General features: G+C 71.5%; 4 protein-coding genes. 3 read left to right on the top strand and 1 reads right to left on the bottom strand.

Annotation, left to right across the window (positions count from 1 at the left end; all coding sequences use genetic code 11):
- The 3 genes from G6R24_RS19730 to G6R24_RS19720 all read left to right on the top strand — a co-directional run.
- Positions 1 to 535, top strand: a 535-nt coding sequence (locus tag G6R24_RS19730; protein ID WP_225438795.1) for a hypothetical protein, incomplete at its 5' end; no start/stop codon positions are given.
- Positions 495 to 827 carry a hypothetical protein gene (locus tag G6R24_RS19725; RefSeq protein ID WP_244957227.1) on the top strand — a complete coding sequence of 111 codons (333 nt, stop codon included), beginning with the start codon at positions 495 to 497 and terminating at the stop codon, positions 825 to 827. The genes G6R24_RS19730 and G6R24_RS19725, both read left to right, overlap by 41 nt.
- 122 nt (positions 828 to 949) lie before the next feature.
- Positions 950 to 1,867, top strand: coding sequence for an SDR family NAD(P)-dependent oxidoreductase (locus G6R24_RS19720; protein WP_163550655.1), 918 nt, complete (start codon positions 950 to 952; stop codon positions 1,865 to 1,867).
- A gap of 64 nt (positions 1,868 to 1,931) precedes the next feature.
- Here G6R24_RS19720 and G6R24_RS19715 read toward each other — a convergent pair.
- Positions 1,932 to 3,160: glycosyltransferase (locus G6R24_RS19715; protein WP_225438791.1), on the bottom strand; the 1,229-nt coding region annotated here is incomplete at its 5' end.

Below are 3,160 nucleotides of genomic sequence, written 5' to 3'. Positions count from 1 at the left end.
GCCGGACAGCCCCATCCCCGCCAGATCCACTCCGGTACCGCAAGGGAGCGTCATGGAGAAGGTCGTCTTCGTCGCCCACCAGCCGGGGGACACCCCCTCGCTCAGCCCCGCCGACGTCGAACAGCTCAACCAGCGTCTGCTGGGCGCACTGCCCGCCGAGCGCTATCTCGGGATCAGCCTGCAACTGGAGGACCGCGCGACGACCGACCGGTGGCAGCGTCGCACCGAGCCCGTCGCCCGTCGTTTCGCCGCCACGCTGTCGGTGTGGGTCGAGGCCGGCGAGGACACCGCGGACGCCGCCGCCCTCGTCGACGACGTGTGGCCGGACCACGTGACCGGTGTGGTGACCGGAGGCCGTCGTCAGATGGAACGGCCCCCGGCAGGTCAGCGTCACCCAGCCGCTGCCGGGCCACACCGTGACCGCGCTGCTCTACCGGCCGCCGTCGCTGACCCACGACCAGCTCGTGCGGCACTGGATCGACGTGCACCAGCCGATGTCCCTGCGCATCCACCCGGCGCGGAACTACGTGCGTAACGTGGTCGCCCGCGTGCTGCCGGCGGCGGGCAAGCCGGCCTCCGACGACCCGTTCTCCGACACCACGCAGTTCGACGCGATCAGCGACGAGTACTTCGCCTCGCTCGAGGACATTCTCGATCCGTCCCGTTTCTACGGGGGCGACGTCAGCCAGACGACCTGGCAGCAGAACGCCACCACGATCGGCGACGACGTCAGGCTTTTCCTCGACGGCACCCGCATGGCCGCCGCGATCATGGACGAATACCTGCTGCGCGACTTCCGCGCGCCCCGCGCACCCGGCGTCAGCTGACCCGGATTCGCCCGCACCACGGGGCGGAGAAAGCCTGGCGGCCGTCCTCGACGGGCCGCCGCACGGGAACCGGAATCCCCGGTTCCAGCACCAGCATTCACATGACGAAAGGTGATTGACCCATGAGTCAGCTCACTGGTGAGGTGGCCGTTGTCACCGGTGCCGGACGTGGCATCGGACGCGCCATCGCCCTGCGCTACGCCGAGGAGGGCGCGGCCGTCGTGGTCTCGGCGCGCTCCACGGACGAGATCGAGGAGACGGCGTCCCTCATCCGGGCGGCGGGCGGGCGGGCGGCGGCACACACGGCCGACGTGACCGACCTGGCCTCCGTCCAGGCGCTGCTGGACTTCACGACGACCGAGTTCGGTGCGCCGACCATCCTGGTGAACAACGCCGGTGGTGGCGTCCCCGGCACGTCGGGCAGGTTCGAGAACATGGACCCCGAGGCGATCGTCCGCGGTCTGAACCTGAACCTGATCGCCGCGATCCACCTCACCCGCCTGGCGCTGCCGGCCATGCTCGAGGCCGGGCACGGACACATCATCAACGTGGCCAGCGGCGCCGGCATGGTCGGCATGCCCTACCTGGTTCCCTACGGCGTCTCCAAGACGGGAATCATCCGTTTCTCGGAAATGCTCGCGCTCGAGCTGGAAGGCCGCGGCGTCGCGGTCTTCTCGTTCACTCCAGGCAATGTGCTCAGCAAGCTGACCGATCCGATGTGGCCCATCCGTGAGAGCCTCGCGGCGAACCCGCCGGAGAACTTCTCCTGGATCTTCCCGCCCGGCCACGAGCTGGAGGACAAGGGCTGGTACCCGCCGGAGCGGGCCGGGGAGATGGCCACGTTCCTCGCCTCCGGCAAGGCCGACGCGGTCTCCGGGAAGTTCTTCGCCGCCCACTACGACGAGCACGAGATCGTCGCCCAGGCCGAGCGGGTGGGACGCGAGGAGCTGTACGCGCTGCGCATCCCGACGCTGGACGGGCTCGAGCCCTCCATCCTCTACGGCGAGCGGGCCCGTAAGCAGGCCGACGCCACCAGCTGATCTCGCTGGACGACCGAGCCGGTGATCCCACCGGCCGATCTGACTGCCAGGGCGGTACCGCGGGTCAACGACGACCTCGTGGTGTCGCCCTGGTCGGCGTGGGCGTGGGCGTGGTGAGCAGGACGGCGGTGAGCACGAGCAGACCCATCGGCAACGTGTAGTGATTGAAGAAGGTCTGCTTGTTCATCAGGCTCGCGCCGAGCAGGACGAGCGCCCCGCCGAGGCAGAACCCGCCCGCGTCGCCCCGGGCCCGCCAGGCCAGCGCGTAGGCCGCGACCAGCACGACCAGCGCTGGTCCGAAACCGAGCGTCACACCGAAATGGGACGCCCAGCCCGGCACCGACAGCGAGTGGCCAAGAACCTTGTAGCGCAGGTTCGTGACCACCGCGTCGTCGACGAAGTCGCCCGGGCCGGCGAGCAGCCAGGGCGCGACCAGCAGCAGCGCCGTGCCCGCGCTCACCGCCGTGCGCCGCACCCCGAACGCCGGCCAGGCCGCCGCGAGCGGGACCAGCAGCGCCACATGCTGTTTGGACGCCAGCGCCAGCGCGAACGCGACCACCGCCAGCCGGAGATGCCCGTGGCGCACCGCCAGCACCATCCCGGCCAGGCAGGCGATCAGCAGCGGTTCGGTCCACGACTGCTGCAGCGCGTACATCGACTCCGGCAGGATCACCACCAGCAGCGGCAGCATCCCCACCGCCCCGGTGGTGGTGCCCAGCCGGCGGGCGCAGATCGCCGCGACGGCGAGCGCGGCGAGCAGGCCGTAACGGACGTCGCCGAGCAGCAGCCGGGCCGGGGCGAGCAGCACCGACGTCCAGGGCAGGTACGGGTAGACGTCGAACAGGCCGTCGACGCCGTAGGACGCCCGGTCCGGCGCCCACTGCTGGCGGTACAGGTCGGCGCCGTGGACGAGCCCGACCGCGGAGACCTGCAACAGGTGGAACACGTCGATGCGCGGGGTGGGGGCGGCCCGGATGGTGGCCACCCCGGCCGCGCAGGCCAGCGCCAGCAACGTCCAGAACAGCGCCGTGGAGCCGCGGCCAGGCCCGACCGGCCGCCATCGTGGCCGGCCGCCCGACACGCCCCGACCGCCACCCGGCACGACGGCTTCGCGCTCCGACGCCTGAGCATCGCCGTCCGGTGCCCGGCGGGGGCCGACGAGGTCCAGGGCGATGGTGGCGGCGGCCAGCAGGCCGGCGCAGGCCGCGAGGATGTCGGCGACGGTGGCCAGCGTTCCGCTGGCGTAGTAACGGGGATGGCGCACCAGCGGACCGATCCCCACGGTGAGCGCGA

The sequence above is a fragment of the Candidatus Frankia nodulisporulans genome (assembly GCF_902806475.1).
GTDB lineage: Bacteria > Actinomycetota > Actinomycetes > Frankiales > Frankiaceae > Frankia > Frankia umida.
The sequence above is the reverse complement of the archived record's forward strand: the minus strand, read 5'-3'. Positions and strand labels throughout refer to the sequence as shown.

Bases quoted from the DNA above. Each gene is read 5' to 3' on its own strand.
- G6R24_RS19720 (WP_163550655.1), top strand. From the start codon at position 950: ATGAGTCAGCTCACTGGTGAGGTGGCCGTTGTCACCGGTGCCGGACGT.
- G6R24_RS19725 (WP_244957227.1), top strand. From the start codon at position 495: ATGTCCCTGCGCATCCACCCGGCGCGGAACTACGTGCGTAACGTGGTC.